Here is a 17,852-nt window from a genome sequence, read left to right as displayed (position 1 = left end):
GAAGGTTCACTGTTACCTTCGGGAAACAACTTCACATCCGACAGGGGAGCGCACAGCGCTGAGAGTGCGGCGGCCGCCATGCGGGCGTCGCAGACCCTCGAACCTGATCTGGGTAATGCCAGCGCAGGGAGCTCGGTCACCTCACGCCAGACCGCCATGTCCGTCCAACAATCAGGCGGTCGTGGCGGCGCGTCTCCTTCTGGTTCCCCCCGAACTAGGAGGTTCACCAACCATGCAGACCCGTTGGCGCACCGTCGACATCGTCGTGGCGTCCGTCATCGCCGTGGCGTTCGCGGCGGTGTTCTACGCCTGGAACAACCTCTGGACCGCCCTGGAGGGCAGCTTCGCGCTGCCGTGGCGGGCCGTCATCTACGGCGTGTGGCTGATCCCGGGCGTGCTCGGCCCGATGGTCATCCGCAAGCCCGGCGCCGGCCTCTACACCGAGATCGTCGCCGCGACCGTGTCCGCGCTGTTCGGCTCCGCGTGGGGGCTGGGCGTCGTCGTGTCCGGCCTGGTGCAGGGCATCGGCGGCGAGTTCGGCTTCGCCGCGACCGGCTACCGCGGGTACCGCGTCGGCAACGCCGTCGTCGCGGGCGGCCTGGCCGGGCTGGGCGCGTCGCTGCTGGACCTGACCGTGTACTACAGCAGCACGTTCACGGTCGGCCAGAAGTGGACCTACGTGGCGCTCGTCGTCCTCAGCGGCGCCGTGGTCGCCGGCGCCGGCAGCTGGGCGCTGCAGCGCGCGCTGTCCAGGACCGGCGTGCTGGACCGCTTCCCCTCCGGCCGGGAGCGGGTCGCGGTCTGAGCACGGTCGAACTCCGCGGGTTCGGGTGGCGCCACGCCGGGCGTAAAGCCTGGGCGGTGCGCCACCTGGACCTGCGCATCGAGCACGGCGAGCGGGTCCTGCTGCTCGGCGCCTCCGGCGCGGGCAAGTCGACCCTGCTCGCCGCGCTCGCCGGCCTGCTCGCCGAGGACTCCGGCGAGCAGGAGGGCGAGGTCCTCGTCGACGGCAGGCCCGCGACGCAGGCCCGCCACGAGACCGGCATCGTCTTCCAGGACCCGCAGACCCAGCTGGTGATGCGCCGCAGCGGCGACGACGTCGCGTTCGGCCTGGAGAACCGGGCCGTGCCGCGCGAGCAGATCTGGCCCGCGGTCGACGCGGCGCTGGCCGCCGTCGGCTTCCCCTACGGCCGCGACCGCGACACCGCGGCGCTGTCCGGCGGCGAGCAGCAGCGCCTCGCCATCGCCGGCGCCATCGCGCTGCGGCCCCGCCTGCTGCTGCTCGACGAGCCGACCGCCAACCTGGACCCGGACGGGGCGCAGCTGGTGCGCACGGCCATCGCCAAGGCGCTGCAGGACCTCGACGCGACGATGGTGCTCGTCGAGCACCGGGTCGAGGAGGCGATGCCGCTGGTCGACCGCACGATCGTGATCGGCGAGGACTCCGGCGCGGTGTGGGCGCCGGGCGCGGCGCTGCCCGCGCGCCGCGCGCCCGGGCCGCCGGGCGACGCGCTGCTCACCGCGGAGGCGCTGCGGCTGCCGTTCACCGAGCTCGACGAGGTGGTACGCCAGGGCGAGGCCCTGGCCGTGCAGGGGCCCAACGGCGCCGGCAAGACCACGCTCGCGCTGCTGCTCGGCGGCCTCACGAAGCCCGCCGCCGGCCGGGTCGTGGCGTCGGCGGCGCTCGCCGGGCGCGACGCGGGCCGCCCGCCGCACCGGTGGCGCGCGGCCCGGCTGGCGCAGCGCATCGGCTCGGTGTTCCAGAACCCGGAGCACCAGTTCGTGACCGACACCGTGCGCGCCGAGCTCGCGCTGGGCGGCGCGAGCCCCGCGGTCGTGGACGAGCTGCTGGCCCGGCTGCACCTCGACCGGCTCGCCCTGGCCAACCCGTTCACGCTCTCCGGCGGCGAGCAGCGCCGGCTCAGCGTGGCGACCGCGCTGGCCGCGGCGCCGCGGGTGCTGGTCCTCGACGAGCCGACGTTCGGCCAGGACCTGCGCACCTGGCGGGAGCTGGTCGGGCTGCTGGCCGACCTGCGCGACGAGGGCCGCGCGCTCGTGCTCGTCACCCACGACCCCCAGCTGGTCGACGCGATCGGCGACCGGCGCCTGGAGCTGACCCGATGACGACCTGGCTGGGACGGCGCGACGCCACCGCGAAGCTGCTCGCCGCGCTGCTCGTCACCGCGGCGGTGGTCACCACCCTCGACCCGCTCGCCTCGCTGACCGTCATCGGCGTGCTGCTGGTGGTGCTGCCGTTCACCGGGTACTCCCCCGCCGCGCTGTGGCGGCGCGGCTGGCCGCTGCTCGCCTCCGCCGCCGGCATCCTCACCTTCGGCGTGCTCTTCGGCGCCGCGGACTCGCCGGTCGTGTGGCAGCTGGGCGGGCTCGCGGTGCGCGAGAACGCCGCCGGGTACGCGCTGCGGCTGCTCGCGGTCGGGCTGCCCGGGTTCGTGGTCTTCGCCACCATCGACCCGACGGACCTCGCCGACTCGCTCGTGGCGCACCTGCGCATCTCGCCCCGCTTCGCGATCGGCGCCCTGGCGGCGCTGCGCCTGGCGCCGTTGCTGGCCGCCGAGTACCGGCTGATCCGGCTGGCGCGGCGGGCCCGCGGTACCCGCCGCGGGCTCTTCTCCACCCTGTTCGGGCTGCTGGTGGCCGCCATCCGCCGGGGCATCCGGCTGGCGACGGCGATGGAGGCCCGCGGCTTCGACCGGGGGCCGCGCACCATCGCCCGCGAGACCCGTTTCGGCTGGTCGGACGCATTGGTGGTCATCGCTGGTGTGGCACTCGCGACGGCCGTGATCGCGCTGAAGTTCGCGCGGACATAGGCATATCGCTACCTGTTGTTCGCCCGAGCCGTCGAGATTCGCCCGTGAGGACCATCGACCCTGAACGGAGCCTCCATGGGCAGCTCTAGTGGCCACCATCACCACCACCACGAGGACATGCCGCAGGCCGCCGGCGACGTCCCCGCGGTGCTCGACGCGTCGATCCCCGACAGCGAGCTCTCCCCCGGTGACGTCTCCCGCCGCGGGTTCCTGCGCCGCGCCGGCCTGCTCGGCGCCGCCGCCGCCGCGGGCGGCGCGCTGGCCAACGCCGGCGTCGCGCACGCGCACGACGAGAACGGCGACCACGACTTCGACGGCTGGGACCGCCACGGGCACAGCCGCCCGACGTTCAACAACTTCAAGTGGCTCGCCGGCGACCACCACATCCACACCCAGTTCTCCAGCGACGGCATGTACCGGGTCTCCGACCACGTGAAGCACGCCTCCGCCTACGGCCTGGACTGGATGGTCATCACCGACCACGGCACCGTCCAGCACTCCAAGATCGGCGTCGACAAGGTCAACCCGCTCATCCGGGCCGCCCGCGACGACTTCAAGGACATGCTGGTCTTCCAGGGCCTGGAGTGGAACATCCCGGCTGCCGAGCACGGCACCGTGTTCGTGCACCCGGGCGCCAACGAGCTCGCCGTGCTCAAGGAGTTCGAGGGCACGTTCGACGGCTCGGTCGTCGGCGCCGTTGACCCCAACGCCGTCACCGAGGCCCTGGCCATCGCCGGCATCAAGTTCCTCGGCGACCAGGTCACCAAGCGGCGGGTCCAGGACGCGCTGTTCCTGGCCAACCACCCGGCCCGCAACGGCATCGACTCGCCGCACGAGATCCGCGGCTGGCGCGACGCCAACCCGAAGATCGCGATCGGCTTCGAGGGCGCGCCGGGCCACCAGGCCGCGGGCATCGCGAAGCCGAACGGCGGCGGCGCCGGCCGTGGCTTCTACGAGAACGCCCCCAACGCCAAGTCGTTCCCCGGCTTCCCGCTGGAGAGCTACCGCACCTGGGGCGGCTTCGACTGGATGACCGCGACCGTCGGCGGCCTCTGGGACAGCCTCCTGGCCGAGGGCAAGACGTGGTGGATCACCGCGAACTCGGACTCGCACGTCGTCTACGAGGAGACGGCGAAGCGCCCCGACAACACGGACTTCAACACCAACGGGTTCCACTTCGACCCGGTGTACGGCCAGCCGACCAACCTCACCGCCGGTGACTTCTGGCCGGGCTACTACAGCCGCACCCACGTCGGCTCGCGCAACTTCAGCTACGCCTCGGTCATGGACGGCCTGCGCGCCGGTCGCGTCTGGGTCGACCACGGCGCCCTGATCAGCGACCTCGACGTCCAGGTGCGGGTCAAGGGCACGCCGTTCGGCGTGACCCTGGGCGACTCGCTGGTGCTGCGGCGCGGCCAGCGCGCCGAGCTGGTCATCAAGATCAACCTGGCGAACACGCCGAACTGGGCGAACTTCGTGCCGACCCTGGCCCGCGTCGACGTCATCCGCGGCGACATCAAGGGCGCCGTGTCCGACCAGGACACGTTCAAGGCCCCGAACACGAAGGTCGTGCAGTCCTTCGAGGTCAACAAGTCGACCGGCACCGTGTCGTTCACCTACGACCTGGGCGTCGCCGACCAGCCGTTCTACGTCCGCCTGCGCGGCACCGACGGCAACCGCACCGCCCCCGGCTACCTCGGCGCGGCCATCGACCCGGTCGGCCCGGCGATCGACGTGCTCGGCGACGCCGACCCGTGGAAGGACCTCTGGTTCTACGCGAACCCGATCTTCGTCTACCCGCGGTAATGACGCGCTTCGCCGACGTGCAGGCGGCCGACCACCACATCCTGGCGGCCGGCCGCCCCGCGTTCACGTACTTCGACGGCGGCCAGGTCGCCGTCGGCGCCGAGGCGCAAACGCCACCGGAGGGCGCCCGCCAGGTGCTCTTCGAGGGCGCGGAGCGGCTCAAGGGCACGGTCGCAGTCCAGGCCATCCTGGCCGGGTCGGCGATCGACCAGGTGGTGATCCTCGGCGGCATGACGGCGGTGCCGGAGATGCTCGTCGACACGCGGGACTTCGTGCGCCCCATCTGGCGCGACGGCGTCCTGACGCTGGTGACCCAGTTCGCTCGCAACGGCGTGCTGGTCCCGTTCGAACCGCCGAACAACCGGCCCTGCTGCGCCGATCACTGAGCAGCACTGATCAGGGGGCCCGTCGCATCGCGGCGGGCCCTACTAGTCTTCTGACATGCCCAGAGACCACCTCGACGCCGTCATCGACGAGTGGCGCGAGCAGCTGCCCGACGTCGTCGGGCCGTCCATGGCCCTGGGCAAGCGCATCCACCGCCTGGCGCTGCGGCTGCAGGAGGTCGTGCGCAGCGAGACCGCCGCCGCCGGGCTGACCCCGGCCGAGTACGACGTACTCTCCGCGCTGCGCCGGGCCGGCCCGCCCTACGCGGTGAAGCCCTCGGACCTGGCCAGCGGGCTGCTGCTCACCTCCGGCGGGATCAGCAACGTGCTGCGCCGGCTGCAGCAGGACGGCCTCATCGAGCGGGCGGGCGACGCCGCCGACGCGCGGGTGGCCTGGGTGCGCCTGAGCGAGGCCGGCGTCGCCGCGGCCGAGAAGATCGTGCGGGCCGTCACCGGCGCGCAGGCGCGGCTGTTCGCGCCGGCGCCGGACGCGCTCGTCGGCGAGGCCGCGGACCGGCTGCGCGACGTGTTGATCGCCCTCGGGGACATCGCAAAGGAAGACTGATGCTGCAGCGCTACGACGAACGCAACGCGGACCTGCGCTACTGGGTGAACGGCGCCCTGCGCCATCGCGACGAGCCCGGCATCTCGCCGTTCGACTCCGTCGTGCAGGGCGGCGACGCCGTGTGGGAGGGCCTGCGGCTCTACGACGGCGGCATCTACGGCCTGCACGAGCACCTGGCCCGGCTGCGGCGCTCGGCGGTCGCGCTCGGCTTCGAGGGCGTGCCCGCCGACGCGGAGATCATCGCGGCACTGCGCGAGACCCTGGCCGCCAACGGGATGCGCGACGGCGCGCACGTGCGGCTCACGCTGACCCGCGGCGTCAAGGTCACCAGCGGCATGGACCCGCGCCTCAACGCCTCGGGCTGCACGCTCATCGTGCTCGCCGAGTTCAAGGCGCCGGTGTACGACACCGGCGGCCTCACGCTCGTGACGAGCAGCGTGCGCCGGCCGGGCCCGGACGTGCTGGACCCGCGCATCCACCACAACAACCTGATCAACTCGATCCTGGCCAAGATCGAGGCGAACGTGGCCGGTGCCGACGATGCGATGATGCTCGACGGGCGCGGCTTCGTGGCCGAGACCAACGCCACGCACCTCTTCGCCGTCGCCGGCGGCGAGCTGCACACCCCGCGCGCGGTCGCCTGCCCGGAGGGCATCACCCGCGACACGGTGCTGCGCATCTCCCCCGTTGCGGTGCACGTGCGGGACCTGGCCCAGGTGGAGATGTACACCGCCGACGAGGTCTTCTGCACCGGCACCATGGGCGAGATCGCGGGCGTGGTGACGATCGACGGCCGCCCCATCGGCGACGGCAAGGTCGGCCCGGTGACCCGGCAGATCGCCGAGCTCTACCGCGCGCACGCCCGCGCCAACGCGGTGCCCGTCTAGAGCCGTCGCGCGGCGAGCTCCTCGTAGAGCGGCATCGCGCGCTCGACGAGCGGCAACAGTCGAACCGGCACCTCGGCCGGGCGCGGGTCGTAGGGCGCGAAGCCGGTGGAGCGCTCGACCGCGGCGTACCAGTGCGGCGCCCACACCCCGTCGGTGTCGCGCCGGCCGGCCGGCCAGGACAGCATCGCCGGGTCCCAGGGCAGCCCCAGCGCCGCGCACAGGGCCGACAGCGTGCCCGCCGGGTCGCGCAGCACGTCGGCCGCGTCGACGACCGGGCCGCCGTGCGCGCGGAAGATCTCGACCTGCTGCGGGTACCCGAGATCCTCCAGGGTCGGCTCACCGCGCACCTTGGCGTAGGAGGCGACGACGTGCGCCGGGTCGCGGATCAGGTAGGCGTTGGCGACCTCGCCGAGCCACTCCCGCCCGACCTGCGCCAGCAGGTGGTGCGTCATGTGCTTCTGGTAGTACACCCCGGCGCCCACCGGCGCGAGCAGCCCGGCGACGGCGTCGGCCCAGCGTCGCGGCTGCGAGGCGAGGATCTCCTCCCGGCCGGGGTGCTCGAGCCCGGTCTCGGCCAGGTAGTGCGCGTACAGCGGCTCGTCGACGACCACCGTGTCGGGCCGCGCGCCGAAGCTGCGCATCATCGCCGTGGAGATGTTGCGGGGTCCTGACCACATCGCGACTCGCACCGTCATGGTCCACGAGGGTAACCCACGCGGCGTTCCGCCCGTTTTACTGCGAATAGCGCGAAATCCTGGCGCGCGTCGATGCGATCCACTCGGCGTTGCGGCGCTTACTGTCGAGGCAGAGCCCTGCAGTGCGCCCGCCCCGCCACCAGGCTTTCTGGAACCGACGACGGATCGATGCTGCGCGGGAAGAAAGGGGCTGGTCGATGGACCTGCTGATCGACGTGCGAGTGGCGAGGCGAGATTCGACCGCGACACTGGATCGCACCGTACGGCTGCGGGCCGACCCGAGCGGCGCGGTGGCGGAGCTGGTCACCGCACTGCTGGACCTCCTCGACCCGGCCGACCGGCCGCAGCAGACGACGTGGGCCTGGCTGGCGCGCACCGGCCGCCGCCTCGACCCGGGCCGGCCGCTCGGCGACCAGGGCCTGCGCTGCGGCGACACGATCCTGCTGGCCCCGCCCGAGCAGCGGCCCGAGCAGCCGGCCCGCTGCGAGGCGCACCGCTTCGAGCTGCTCGTCGTGGCCGGGCCGGACGCCGGCGCCTGGGCGCCGCTGCCGCCGGGCGAGTTCGTGATCGGCACCGACCCGGCGAGCGACCTCGTGCTCACCGACGCCGGCGCCGGGCGCCGCCACCTGCACCTGGGCATCGGCAGCCACGAGGTGGCCGCCACCGACCTGCGCTCGCCGGGCGGCACCCGCCTCGACGGGGAGCCGCTGCGCGGGACCGTGACGCTGGCCGGCGGACAGGTGCTGCGCCTCGGCGACACGCTCATCGCCGTCGAAGAGGTGCCGGCGGAGCCGCCCGCGCCGAAGGGTCCGCCGCCGGCGGTGTGGCTTCCCGTGGTACCGCAACCGCCGAAACGACGCCGTCTCACGCTGCGCCGCCGTGGCCCCGATCCGGCCGCGGAGTTCGCGGCGGCGATGGACCGCGCGGAGGTGGACGCGGCGATCAAGCACCGGGCCGTGGTGCAGGCGCGGCGGGCCGAGGCGCCCAGCGTCGCGCACCTGGCGCGGGCCGCCGACCGGCAGGAGAAGCCGGCCCGCCGCCCCGACGACCGGGACTTCCTCGCGCTGCGCCTGGCCACCGCCGACCAGCCGAGCCGGCTGCGCTTCGAGCAGGCGCCGCCGGCCGGCGACGTCGACCCCGCGCACACCGGCCGGATCGCGGCGCTGCGCCGGCGCTACGCCGTCGACCCCGACGTGCCGCTCGAGGCCGACCTGCGGGCCCTCGGCGCGCTCGGCGCGGCCGGCCCGCCCGAGCAGCGCCGCGCGGTGCTGCGCTCCTGGATCGTGCAGCTCACGACGCTCGCCGGGGCCGCCGACCTGGCCCTGGTCGTGCTGTGCTCGCCGCAGGAGGCCGAGCACTGGGTGTGGACCGGCTGGCTGCCGCACACCAGGACGCTGACCAGCGCGTTCGCGCCCGGCGCGCGCACGGTGGCGGCCCAGGAGGACGACCGGCGGCGGGTGCTCGCCCTGGTCGAGGCGCTGCTGCGGCAGCGGCGGCTGGGCCGGCACGCGATCGCCGAGCAGTTCACGCCGCATGTGGTGGTGGTGCTTCCGGATCCGGATTCGGTACCGCGGGAGTCGCTGGCCCGCCTCGTCGAGGACGGCCCCCGTGGCGGGATCAGCCTGCTCACCGCCGCCGAGACGGCGCACCGGCTGCCGCCCGGCGTCGTCGCCCTGGACGGCGAGGGCATCGCGCACGCCGTCGCCGACCGGGTCGCGCACGCCCTGGCCGCCACCCGCGACACCGTGGGCGGCGCGGCGCCGCGCATCGCCACGCTCGGCGAGGCGCTCAGGCTCGGCGGGGAGCCGGCCCCGAGCGCGATCGTGAAGCGCTGGGTCCCGTCGACCCGCGACCGGGGCCTCGCCGCGCCGATCGGGCTCGGCGGCGCCGGCCCGGTCGTGGTCGACCTTCGCCGCGACGGGCCACACGGCATCATCGCCGGCGCCGCCGGGTCGGGCCGCTCCTGGCTGCTGCGCTCCTACCTGGCCGGGCTCGCCGCGACGTACCCGGCCAGCCGGCTGACCTTCGTCCTCGTCGACCCCGACGGCGACACGTTCGGGGAGTGCGCCGACCTGCCGCACACCGTCGGGGTCTTCACCAGCGACGACGGCTACCAGGCCCGGCGCGTGCTCGTCTCCCTCGGCGCCGAGGTGCGCCGCCGGGAGGCGGTCCTGCGCCGGCACGCGGTCAAGGACATCGTGGAGATGGAGCGGCGCCACCCGGGCGCGGCCCCGGCCAACCTGCTCATCGTCGTCGCCGAGCTCGCGGCGACGCCCGCCGACTTCGTGACCGGGCTGCGGGAGCTGGCGCGGCGAGGGCGGCCGGCCGGGGTACACCTGCTGCTGTCGACCGCGCAGCCGCACGACGTCCTCGACGACGACCTGCGCGCCGAGGCGCCGCTGCGGATCGCGCTGCGCGTGGAGACGGAGCAGGACAGCCTCGAGATCCTCGAGCGGCCGGACGCGGCGCACCTGTCGCCGCTGCTGCCCGGGCGGGCGTTCGTGCGCTCGGGCGCCTCGGACCCGGAGCCGGTGCAGGTCGCCTACGGCGGTGCTCGCTCGCCTTCGGACCGCTCGGCCGGCCCGACGATCGTCACCGAGTGGCGTTTCGAGTCCGGCCTGCTGGAGGCGACGGAAGCATCGGATGTCTCCGATGCTTCCGGTTCGGCCCTGGTGCCGCTCGACGGCCCGAGCGACCTGCAGCGGCTCGTGGCGGCGATCGGTGGGGCGCATCGCGAGGCTCGCGTGCCGGACCAGCCGCGGGCGTGGCAGCCGCCGCTGGCCGCCACGTACGACATCTCGGAGATTTCGGATTTCTCCGGTTCGCCGGGCGCGCCGGGACGCGACAGCGAGCACGGCGCGCGGGCGATCGGCGCGAAGGCCGCGTTCGCCGCGCCGATCGGGATGGTCGACCTGCCCGGCTCCCAGTCGGTGCAGGTGTGGCCGCTGGACCTCGACGAGATCGGGCACGTGCTCGTGTACGGCCCGGTCGGCTCCGGCAAGACCACGCTGCTCGACACCATCGCGGCGTCCTTCGGCCGGCTCTACGACGCCGCCGCGCTGCGGGTGTGCCGCATCGACGGCACCAACGCGGCGACCGCGGCGGAGCTGCTGGGCATCCTCGGGGACCTGGTCGCCGAGCGGGCCGACCTGCAGGAGCCGGACGTCGCCCGGGTGCTGGTGCTGGTCGACGGCCACGACCCGCAGCTCAACGACGCGCTCACCGCGGTGGCCGCCGGCGGCAGGGCGGTCGGCGTGCACCTGGTGCTCGCCACCGAGCAGCGCAGCGCCGTGCCGACGTCGCTGTCGCGGCTCATGCCGGGGCGGATCGTGCTGCGCTCGGCGGGCCGGGGACTGGTCGAGAACACCATCGAACTGCAGGTGGCCACCGCCGGCGAGCGGGCCGCGCAGGCGTTGCCCACAACTCCTTCACAGCGCCCCCGCCAGTTGCAGCTGGAAGTCTGAGTACCCTGAAGCATCGTGCAGCAACGTGAAGGTGAGTACCGCGCGGGCTTCGCCTGCTTCGTCGGCCGTCCCAACGCCGGCAAGTCGACGCTGACCAACGCCATCGTCGGCCAGAAGATCGCGATCACCTCGCCCAAGCCGCAGACGACGCGGCACACGGTGCGCGGCGTGGTACATCGGCCGGACGCCCAGCTCGTCCTCGTCGACACGCCCGGGCTGCACCGCCCGCGGACGCTGCTCGGCGAGCGCCTCAACGACCTCGTGCGCTCGACGTGGAGCGAGGTCGACGTGATCGGCCTGTGCCTGCCCGCGGACGAGGAGATCGGCCGCGGCGACCGGTTCATCAGCGGCGAGATCGCCGAGCTCAAGGCGAAGCTGGTCGCGATCGTCACGAAGACCGACCTGGTGGACCGGGGCACCCTGGCCCAGCGCCTGCTGGCCGTGCAGGAGCTGGGTGAGTTCGCCGACATCGTGCCGGTGAGCGCCGTCTCCGGCGCGCAGTTGCAGACCCTCGTCGACGTCATAATCGGGCATCTGCCGCGCTCGCCGCAGCTGTACCCGGACGACATGCTCACCGACGAGCCCGAGCAGGTGCTGATGGCCGAGCTCATCCGCGAGGCCGCCCTGGACGGCGTGCGCGACGAGCTGCCGCACTCGATCGCCGTTCTGGTCGAGGAGGTACTGGTGGAGGACAGCGGGCTGACCCGCATCTTCGCCGACATCTACGTGGAGCGCTCGAGCCAGAAGGCGATCGTGATCGGCCACCAGGCGAGCCGGCTCAAGGAGGTCGGCACCCGGGCCCGCCGCGCGATCGAGGACCTGCTCGGCGGGCGCGTGTACCTGGACCTGCACGTGCGGGTGGCCAAGGACTGGCAGCGCGACCCGAAGCAGTTGCGCCGCCTGGGCTTCTGATGCCCGGCTCCGGCTTCAGGGGGAAGCTCTACCGGGACGACGCCGTGGTGCTGCGGGTGCAGAAGCTCGGCGAGTCGGACCGGATCATCACGCTGTTCACGCGCCACCACGGCCGCATCCGCGCCGTGGCGAAGGGCGTGCGCCGCACCACCTCGAAGTTCGGCGGCCGCCTCGAACCGTTCGGCCACGTCGACGTGCAGCTGCTGGAGGGGCGCAGCCTCGACGTGATCAGCCAGGTGGAGGGCGTCGACCTGTTCGGGCGGCGGTTCCTCGAGGACTATTCGCGGTACACCCTGGCCAGCGCCATCGCCGAGACCGCCGAGCGGCTCACGCCGATCGAGCAGGAGCCGTCGCTGCGGCTCTTCCAGCTCACGCTCGGCGCCCTGCGCGCGCTCGCCGTCGCCGAGCACGCCGGCGGCCTGGTGCTGGACGCCTACCTGCTGCGCGCGATGAGCGTGGCCGGCTGGGCGCCCGCGCTGCGCGGGTGCGCGGTCTGCGGCACGCCCGGCCCGCACCGGGGCTTCTCCGTCCCGGCCGGCGGCGCCGTGTGCCCCGACTGCCGCCCGCCCGGCGCCGCCCATCCGGCCCCCGCCACGCTGGAGCTGATGTCGGCGCTGGCCGAGGGAGACTGGACGGTGGCGGACGCCTCCGCGCCCAACCACCAGCGCGAGGCGAGCGGCCTGGTCGCCGCGCACTTGCAGTGGCACCTGGAGCGCGCACTACGCTCGCTCCCGCTGGTCGACCGCGATGAACGCCCCCTCCGGGACGATCGCCCGCTTGGAAAGGAACGCTCGTGAGCAGGGACAGGGACTTCCGCCCGCCGTCGACGCACCCCAGCGGTGCGCGCCCGCCGGCGCTGCCGAAGGAGGCCGTGCCGCAGCACGTGGCGATCATCATGGACGGCAACGGCCGCTGGGCGAAGCAGCGCGGCCTGCCGCGCACCGCCGGCCACACGGCGGGCGAGGCGGCGCTCTTCGACGTCATCGAGGGCGCGCTGGAGCTCGGCGTCAAGTACGTCAGCGCCTACGCCTTCTCCACCGAGAACTGGAAGCGCTCCCCCGACGAGGTCCGCTTTCTCATGAACTTCAACCGCGACACGATCCACCGCCGCCGCGACGAGTTCCACGAGATGGGCATCCGCGTGCGCTGGGCCGGCCGCCGCCCCCGCCTGTGGCGCTCGGTGATCAACGAGCTCGAGTACGCGGAGCACCTCACCCGCCACAACGACAAGCTGACGTTCACCATGTGCGTCAACTACGGCGGCCGCGCCGAGGTCGCCGACGCCGCGGCCCGCATCGCCGCGGACGTGGCCGCCGGCCGCCTGAAGGCCGACCGCATCTCGGAGAAGACCTTCGCGCGTTACCTCGACGAGCCCGACCTCCCGGACGTGGACCTGATGATCCGCAGCTCCGGCGAGATGCGCACGTCGAACTTCATGATCTGGCAGGCCGCGTACGCCGAGTTCGTCTCCATCGACACCCTGTGGCCCGACTTCGACCGCCGCCACCTCTGGTACGCCTGCGAGGTCTACGCGAAGCGCGACCGCCGCTTCGGCGGCGCCATCCCCAACCCGGTCATCCCCACGCTGACCACGTAGGCGCGGGCTTTTGCGACAAGTCGGGCGCTGGCGCGCCACGACTTGTCGGATTTATACCCCGGCAGGAGATACATCGGCGCGTAAGCCACAACGCCGCCGTCATCGGTCGACGGGCAGCATTTTCGCTCCACGATGATGCGTTCAGGCCGGTTCTGCATCAACGTGGAGACATAACGTACCCAGGGCGACGCTGTTGCTCCACGATCACGAGAAACCGGCCCGCACGAGGGTCGAAAATGCACGATCGTGGACAGAAAGCGCCGCAGGGCGCGGCCGGTCAGTCGTCGACGGTGGCGAAGACCGTGGCGTCCGGGGCGGCCAGGTGGATCGGCGCCGCCGGGGACACGTCGCGCACCGCAGCGTGCCCGAGCCCGTCGAGGGTCGAGGCCTCCGTGACCACCGCCGCCGCCTCCAGCTTCGTCGCCCCCGAGGACACCGCGGCCGCGACCGCCAGCTGCAGGGCCGTCAGCGAGAGGGACGGCAGGGCGATGGAGGCCGCGTTGTACGTGCGGCCGTCCTGGTCGCGCACGGCCGCACCCTCCGCGGCGCCGACCCGGGCGCGCGCCGCCCGGGCCAGGGTGACCAGCTTGGCGTCCTCGGCGGACAGGTCAGGCATCGGCGTGCTGCCTCTCGGTGTCGTGGCTGGCCTGGTCCTCGTCGGACGGCTCGGCCCGCCGGACGAGCAGGGTGTCGATGCGGTTGCGCCGGCCCGCGGTGCCCTCGGCGACGAGGACGAGGCCGCCGACGACCGCGGTCGCGCCGGGGATCGGGACGCGGCCCAGGGCCTGTGCGAGCAGGCCGGCGACCGTCTCGACCTCGTCGGCGGGCAGCTCCACGTCGAACAGCTCGCCGAGGTCCTCGATCGGCAGGCGGCTGGTGACCCGGACGGCGCCGTCGGGCAGTTCCTCGACGGGCGGGCGCTCGGCCACGTCGTACTCGTCGGTGATCTCGCCGACGATCTCCTCGAGGATGTCCTCGATGGTGACGAGGCCGGCCGTTCCGCCGTACTCGTCGATGATGACCGCCATGTGGGTGCGCTTGGCCTGCATCTCGCGCAGCAGGTCGTCGACCGGCTTGGACTCCGGCACGAACGTGGCGTCGCGCATGACCTGGGCCACGGGCATCTCCGACGCCGCCGGGTCGTCGCCGGCGGTGCGGCGCACGAGGTCCTTGAGGTACACGATGCCGAGCACGTCGTCGACGTTCTCGCCGACGACGGGGATGCGCGAGAAGCCGCTGCGCATCGCGAGCATGAGCCCCTGCCGGACGGTCTTGTGCGCCTCGATCCAGACCATCTCGGTGCGGGGCACCATCACCTCGCGGGCGATCGTGGTGCCCAGGGCGAAGACGGAGTGGATCATGTCCCGCTCGCCGTGCTCGACGACGCCGCGCTGTTCGGCGATGTCGACGAGCTCGCGGAGCTCGATGGTGGTGGCGAAGGGGCCTTCGCGGTACCCCTTGCCGGGCGTGACCGCGTTGCCGATGAGGATCAGCAGGCGTGCGAGGGGGCCCAGCGCCGTGCCGAGCCAGCGCACCGGCGGCGCGGCGAACCGGGCCACGTTATAGGCGTGCTGGCGCCCCATCGTGCGCGGCGCAACGCCGACGACGACGAAGCTGACGACGCTCATGACGCCGGCGGTGATGAGCGCGGCGAGCCAGTCCCGGTCGCCGCCGACCCAGGCGGCGGTCTCCAGCGCCACGAGCGTGGTCGCGGTCAGCTCGCACAGCAGGCGCAGCAGCAGGAGCAGGTTGATGTATCGGGCCGGGTCGGCGGCGATGACCTCCAGCGCGCCCGCGCCCGGGCGGCCCTCGCGGGCCAGCTCGTGTGCGCGCGCCGGCGAGACCACGTTGAGCGCGGCGTCGGTCATGGCGAACAGGCCTGCCAGCACGACCAGGCCGGCCGCCGTGGTCAACAGCGTGACATCACTCACGCCGCCACCTCCGCTTCGTTCCGGCTCCCGCGCGGGAGCCGGCGGTGCGTATGGTGCCCGGCCCCTCCGTCCCGCTCCGAACCGCTCGCGGTCATGACTTTCGCCAGCTCTCCAGTAGACGAGCCTGCAGGCCGAACATCTCGGCCTCCTCCTCGGGCTCGGCGTGGTCGTACCCGAGCAGATGCAGGATGCCGTGGACGGTGAGCAGCGCGAGCTCGTCGATCGTGGCGTGCCCGGCGGTGGCGGCCTGCTTGGCGGCCACCTCCGGGCAGAGCACGATGTCGCCGAGCAGGGCCGGCTCGCCGGAGCCCTCGCCGGGCCCGTGGTCGACGCTGCCCTCGTCCATCGGGAAGGCCAGCACGTCCGTCGGGCCGTCGCCGTCCATCCAGCGGTGGTTGAGCTCGGTCATGTACTCCACGTCGACGAGCAGGATCGACAGCTCGGCGAGCGGGTTGACGCCCATGTCGTCGAGGGCGTGCCGGGCCACCGCGAGAATGGTGTCGGAGTTGACGTCGACGCCGGACTCATTGGCGATCTCGATGGACAACAGCGCTCCCGTGGCTATCTGCGTCGCCCGGGCCGGCCGCCCTGTGCGGCTCGGTCCGGGACGGCGCGCACCGGCTGCTGTGCCTCCTGCGCTTCGTCCCAGCGGGCGTATGCGTCGACGATGTCACTGACCAGCCGGTGGCGCACGACGTCGGCGCTGCCGAGCTGGGCGAAGTGGACATCCTCGACGCCGTCGAGGATCTCACGTACGACGCGAAGGCCGCTGCGGGTCCCCCCGGGGAGGTCGACCTGCGTCACGTCGCCGGTGACGACGATCCTCGACCCGAAGCCGAGGCGGGTCAGGAACATCTTCATCTGCTCGGGCGTGGTGTTCTGCGCCTCGTCCAGGATGATGAAGGCGTCGTTGAGGGTGCGGCCGCGCATGTACGCCAGCGGCGCCACCTCGATCGTCCCGGCGGCCATCAGCTTCGGGATGGACTCGGGGTCGATCATGTCGTGCAGCGCGTCGTACAGCGGCCGCAGGTAGGGGTCGATCTTGTCGTAGAGCGTGCCGGGCAGGAAGCCCAGCCGCTCGCCGGCCTCGACCGCCGGGCGGGTCAGGATGATCCGGTTGACCTGCTTGGCCTGCAGCGCCTGGACGGCCTTGGCCATGGCGAGGTAGGTCTTACCCGTACCTGCCGGGCCGATGCCGAACACGATGGTGTGCTGGTCGATGGAGTCGACGTAGCGCTTCTGGCCCAGGGTCTTGGGCCGGATCGTGCGGCCGCGGCGGGACAGGATGTTGAGGGTCAGCACCTCGGCCGGGCGCTCGGCCGTGTTCTGCTGCAGCATCCCGACGGTACGCCGGACGTTGTCCGTGGTCAGGATCTCGCCCTTGCGTACCAGCTCGATGAGTTCGCTGAAGATGCGCTCGGCCAGCGCGTTGTCCGCGGCCGCGCCGGTGATGGTGATCTCGTTGCCCCGCACGTGCACATCGCTCTGCACCGACCGCTCGACGAGCTTGAGGATCTCGTCCCCGGCGCCGAGCAGCCTGACCATGACGTGCGGGTCGGGAACCGTGATCTTGCTGATGGCCCGCACGGGCTGCTCCGACGATGCTGCCGGCACGGGGTTTGGGGTCTCGGTCATACCTTGGCCGCGTTGGGCCTCAAGCACCTGCTTCCGGGCTCGCTCCAGCCTGCACTCATGTCCAGGCTCTTCATGGTATCGGCTGACCGCCCCCGCGACCGTTGCCATTTTCGCCGGTTCGCGGTTCGGGTTGCCCACTTTGCGGTTAAGCCGATCGTGCCGTCTGTCGCGATTCGCCCGCGCGCTGCCGTTGCGGCTGGTAGGGAGGCAGTTGACCGATTCGACGGGAGGCGGCGTAGCGATGGTCGAGCGCACCGGGTACATCGACGGCGAGCCGTGCTGGGCGGACGTCGTCGCGGCCGACCTGCCGGCCGCGCGGCACTTCTACGAGGCGTTGTTCGGGTGGACGTACGTGGACACCGGTGCCGAGTTCGGCCACTACGTGATGTGCCTGAAGGACGGCCGCATCGTCGCCGGGATGAGCCCGCCGATGCCAGGGTCCGAGCAGCTCCCCGCCGCCTGGAGCCTGTACCTCATGTCGCACGACCTGCCGGGCACCGCGCACCGCATCGAGGAGCACGGCGGCAAGCTGCTCGTCGCGCCGATGGACATCCCGGACAACGGCCGCATGCTGTTCGCGATGGACCCGTCGGGCGCGACGTTCGGCGCGTGGGAGCCGGGCCGGCACACCGGCTCGCAGCTGTTCGACGAGAACGGCGCCATGTGCTGGGCCGAGGTGAACACCCGTGAACCCACGGTGACCGACTTCTTCTACCACGGCCTCTTCGGTTACCGCCAAACCCGCATCGCCGGCACCGTGTCCGATTCGGGGGACCAACCCTTCGACTACTCAGCGTGGAGCCTCGGTGACGCGGACCCGGTCGCGGGCCGCCTCACGATGACGTCGGCCTGGGACGGCGTGCCGGCGCACTGGACGGTCTACTTCGCCACCGACGACACCGACGCCGCCGCACAGCGCGTCGTGGCCGCGGGCGGCCGCGTGCAGCACGGCCCGTTCGACTCCCCGCACGGCCGCCTGGCCGTGATCGAGGACCCCAACGGCGGCGTGTTCACGATCATTTCCCGCTAGTCGTCGGTACGCCCAGTGCTCCCGCCCCGGCCCCCGCACCCCGCCCCGTCCGCCGCTCCCGCGCCCTCGCCGCCACTCCCGCGCCGTCGCCGCCGCGTCCGCGCCTGTGTCCTCGCCGC

Annotated in this window: 17 protein-coding genes and 1 riboswitch; of the genes, 12 read left to right on the top strand and 5 right to left on the bottom strand. The window is 73.0% G+C overall.

Going from position 1 to position 17,852, the window contains the following annotated elements; translation table 11 throughout:
* Positions 1-32: 32 nt before the first annotated feature.
* A riboswitch (TPP riboswitch) is annotated at positions 33-148 on the top strand.
* Between the two features lie 84 nt (positions 149-232).
* The 7 genes from ABD901_RS52305 (at position 233) to ABD901_RS52275 (ending at position 6,469) form a co-directional block, all read left to right on the top strand.
* Positions 233-805: an ECF transporter S component gene (locus tag ABD901_RS52305; protein ID WP_345141936.1), complete on the top strand. Its 573-nt coding sequence runs from the start codon at positions 233-235 to the stop codon at positions 803-805.
* Complete coding sequence (locus tag ABD901_RS52300) at positions 802-2,124, top strand: ABC transporter ATP-binding protein (protein WP_345142050.1); 1,323 nt, start codon at positions 802-804, stop codon at positions 2,122-2,124. The genes ABD901_RS52305 and ABD901_RS52300 overlap by 4 nt, the downstream gene beginning before the upstream one ends.
* Complete coding sequence (locus ABD901_RS52295; RefSeq protein WP_345141934.1) at positions 2,121-2,828, top strand: energy-coupling factor transporter transmembrane component T family protein; 708 nt, start codon at positions 2,121-2,123, stop codon at positions 2,826-2,828. The genes ABD901_RS52300 and ABD901_RS52295 overlap by 4 nt, the downstream gene beginning before the upstream one ends.
* 75 nt (positions 2,829-2,903) lie before the next feature.
* On the top strand, positions 2,904-4,634 hold the full coding sequence (locus tag ABD901_RS52290) for a PHP domain-containing protein (RefSeq protein ID WP_345141931.1): 1,731 nt from the start codon (positions 2,904-2,906) through the stop codon (positions 4,632-4,634).
* Positions 4,634-5,020 carry a hypothetical protein gene (locus tag ABD901_RS52285; protein WP_345141928.1) on the top strand — a complete coding sequence of 129 codons (387 nt, stop codon included), beginning with the start codon at positions 4,634-4,636 and terminating at the stop codon, positions 5,018-5,020. Before ABD901_RS52290 ends, ABD901_RS52285 begins: the two co-directional genes overlap by 1 nt.
* Positions 5,021-5,075: 55 nt before the next feature.
* Entirely contained in the window at positions 5,076-5,582 is a 507-nt protein-coding gene (locus ABD901_RS52280; protein WP_345141925.1) for a MarR family winged helix-turn-helix transcriptional regulator, read from the top strand.
* A complete protein-coding gene (locus ABD901_RS52275) occupies positions 5,582-6,469 on the top strand; it encodes an aminotransferase class IV (RefSeq protein WP_345141922.1) in 888 nt (295 codons plus the stop codon). The genes ABD901_RS52280 and ABD901_RS52275 overlap by 1 nt, the downstream gene beginning before the upstream one ends.
* On the opposite strand, the gene ABD901_RS52270 is transcribed toward ABD901_RS52275, so the two are convergent.
* Positions 6,466-7,164, bottom strand: coding sequence for a sulfotransferase-like domain-containing protein (locus tag ABD901_RS52270; RefSeq protein WP_345141919.1), 699 nt, complete (start codon positions 7,162-7,164; stop codon positions 6,466-6,468). The two genes, ABD901_RS52275 and ABD901_RS52270, sit on opposite strands and share 4 nt — an antisense overlap.
* A 197-nt stretch (positions 7,165-7,361) precedes the next feature.
* Between ABD901_RS52270 and ABD901_RS52265 the strand changes: the two genes are divergently transcribed.
* Genes ABD901_RS52265 through ABD901_RS52250 form a run of 4 tightly spaced genes read left to right on the top strand, consistent with a single transcriptional unit; the run spans position 7,362 to position 13,137 of the window.
* Positions 7,362-10,628 (top strand): type VII secretion EssC family protein, encoded by a 3,267-nt coding sequence (locus ABD901_RS52265; RefSeq protein ID WP_345141916.1) that lies wholly within the window; start codon positions 7,362-7,364, stop codon positions 10,626-10,628.
* 15 nt (positions 10,629-10,643) lie between these two features.
* A complete protein-coding gene (gene era, locus ABD901_RS52260) occupies positions 10,644-11,540 on the top strand; it encodes a GTPase Era (RefSeq protein WP_345141913.1) in 897 nt (298 codons plus the stop codon).
* Entirely contained in the window at positions 11,540-12,337 is a 798-nt protein-coding gene (recO, locus tag ABD901_RS52255) for a DNA repair protein RecO (RefSeq protein WP_345141910.1), read from the top strand. The genes era and recO overlap by 1 nt, the downstream gene beginning before the upstream one ends.
* Positions 12,334-13,137, top strand: coding sequence for an isoprenyl transferase (locus ABD901_RS52250; protein WP_345141905.1), 804 nt, complete (start codon positions 12,334-12,336; stop codon positions 13,135-13,137). The genes recO and ABD901_RS52250 overlap by 4 nt, the downstream gene beginning before the upstream one ends.
* Positions 13,138-13,414: 277 nt before the next feature.
* On the opposite strand, the gene ABD901_RS52245 is transcribed toward ABD901_RS52250, so the two are convergent.
* The 4 genes from ABD901_RS52245 to ABD901_RS52230 form a co-directional block, all read right to left on the bottom strand.
* A complete protein-coding gene (locus ABD901_RS52245; protein WP_345141903.1) occupies positions 13,415-13,753 on the bottom strand; it encodes a cytidine deaminase in 339 nt (112 codons plus the stop codon).
* Positions 13,746-15,068 carry a hemolysin family protein gene (locus tag ABD901_RS52240; RefSeq protein WP_345141901.1) on the bottom strand — a complete coding sequence of 441 codons (1,323 nt, stop codon included), beginning with the start codon at positions 15,066-15,068 and terminating at the stop codon, positions 13,746-13,748. Before ABD901_RS52240 ends, ABD901_RS52245 begins: the two co-directional genes overlap by 8 nt.
* Positions 15,069-15,159: 91 nt before the next feature.
* Positions 15,160-15,615, bottom strand: coding sequence for an rRNA maturation RNase YbeY (ybeY, locus tag ABD901_RS52235; RefSeq protein ID WP_345141898.1), 456 nt, complete (start codon positions 15,613-15,615; stop codon positions 15,160-15,162).
* A gap of 14 nt (positions 15,616-15,629) precedes the next feature.
* A complete protein-coding gene (locus tag ABD901_RS52230; RefSeq protein WP_345141895.1) occupies positions 15,630-16,703 on the bottom strand; it encodes a PhoH family protein in 1,074 nt (357 codons plus the stop codon).
* Between the two features lie 211 nt (positions 16,704-16,914).
* On the opposite strand from ABD901_RS52230, the gene ABD901_RS52225 reads away from it, so the two are divergent.
* On the top strand, positions 16,915-17,733 hold the full coding sequence (locus ABD901_RS52225; protein ID WP_345141892.1) for a VOC family protein: 819 nt from the start codon (positions 16,915-16,917) through the stop codon (positions 17,731-17,733).
* Positions 17,734-17,852 lie beyond the last annotated feature (119 nt).

The sequence above is a fragment of the Dactylosporangium darangshiense genome, from assembly GCF_039537565.1.
GTDB lineage: Bacteria > Actinomycetota > Actinomycetes > Mycobacteriales > Micromonosporaceae > Dactylosporangium > Dactylosporangium darangshiense.
Note: the sequence above shows the minus strand (reverse complement) of the source record. Positions and strands in the feature narration are given on the sequence as shown.

Excerpts from the sequence above, each read along its gene's own strand:
- ABD901_RS52305 (WP_345141936.1), top strand. The coding sequence starts at position 233 with ATGCAGACCCGTTGGCGCACCGTCGACATCGTCGTGGCGTCCGTCATC.
- ABD901_RS52295 (WP_345141934.1), top strand. The coding sequence starts at position 2,121 with ATGACGACCTGGCTGGGACGGCGCGACGCCACCGCGAAGCTGCTCGCC.
- ABD901_RS52290 (WP_345141931.1), top strand. The coding sequence starts at position 2,904 with ATGGGCAGCTCTAGTGGCCACCATCACCACCACCACGAGGACATGCCG.
- ABD901_RS52285 (WP_345141928.1), top strand. The coding sequence starts at position 4,634 with ATGACGCGCTTCGCCGACGTGCAGGCGGCCGACCACCACATCCTGGCG.
- ABD901_RS52280 (WP_345141925.1), top strand. The coding sequence starts at position 5,076 with ATGCCCAGAGACCACCTCGACGCCGTCATCGACGAGTGGCGCGAGCAG.
- ABD901_RS52275 (WP_345141922.1), top strand. The coding sequence starts at position 5,582 with ATGCTGCAGCGCTACGACGAACGCAACGCGGACCTGCGCTACTGGGTG.
- ABD901_RS52270 (WP_345141919.1), bottom strand. The coding sequence starts at position 7,164 with ATGACGGTGCGAGTCGCGATGTGGTCAGGACCCCGCAACATCTCCACG.
- ABD901_RS52265 (WP_345141916.1), top strand. The coding sequence starts at position 7,362 with ATGGACCTGCTGATCGACGTGCGAGTGGCGAGGCGAGATTCGACCGCG.
- recO (WP_345141910.1), top strand. The coding sequence starts at position 11,540 with ATGCCCGGCTCCGGCTTCAGGGGGAAGCTCTACCGGGACGACGCCGTG.
- ABD901_RS52245 (WP_345141903.1), bottom strand. The coding sequence starts at position 13,753 with ATGCCTGACCTGTCCGCCGAGGACGCCAAGCTGGTCACCCTGGCCCGG.
- ABD901_RS52230 (WP_345141895.1), bottom strand. The coding sequence starts at position 16,703 with ATGACCGAGACCCCAAACCCCGTGCCGGCAGCATCGTCGGAGCAGCCC.